Consider the following 498-nt stretch of genomic DNA (forward strand, 5'->3'; position numbering starts at 1 on the left):
CGTTGCACATGATCGGCATTGAACAGTCGGTGACCCTTGGGGGTGCGGTGCGGCACGATCAGGCCATAACGGCGCTCCCAGGCTCTCAGGGTGACGGCATTGACCCCGGTTTGGCGGGCAACTTCGCGTATGGGCAGCCAGCCCTGCTCCAGGGCTTTGGCGAAGTCGGCCCCCAGGTCTTCGCTGGCGCTGGAATCAGGTTCGCTTTTCATCAAATGGCATTTCGCAGACTGAGGTTTTCCGGGTGTGGTTGCAGGTAGACCTGCTGCGCCAGATAGGGATCGGGATGCAGGCGCAAGTGATGCTTGAGCAAGGTCAGCGGAACTACCAGGGGTACGATGCCGAGGCGGTATTGCCCGATGAGGTGTTGTACTTCCTGCTTGTCTTCGGCGTTGATGGCGCGTTTGAGGTAACCGCTCAGGTGTTGCAGCACATTGGTGTGAGTGCGGCGGGTGGCGCATTTCTTCAAAGCAGCCATCAAGGCGCTGAAGTAGCGTG

Annotated in this window: 2 protein-coding genes; both read right to left on the reverse strand. The window is 59.6% G+C overall.

The window, feature by feature from the left end; genetic code table 11:
• Window positions 1-212 (reverse strand): MerR family DNA-binding transcriptional regulator (locus tag AACY49_RS30490; protein ID WP_339528002.1); only part of this gene is annotated, 212 nt, incomplete at its 3' end.
• The coding region (locus AACY49_RS30495) for a YbgA family protein (protein WP_339528004.1) at window positions 212-498 on the reverse strand (287 nt) is incomplete at its 5' end. The genes AACY49_RS30490 and AACY49_RS30495, both read right to left, overlap by 1 nt.

The sequence above is a fragment of the Pseudomonas sp. EL_65y_Pfl2_R96 genome (genome assembly GCF_963970905.1).
In the GTDB taxonomy this organism is placed as follows: Bacteria; Pseudomonadota; Gammaproteobacteria; order Pseudomonadales; family Pseudomonadaceae; genus Aquipseudomonas.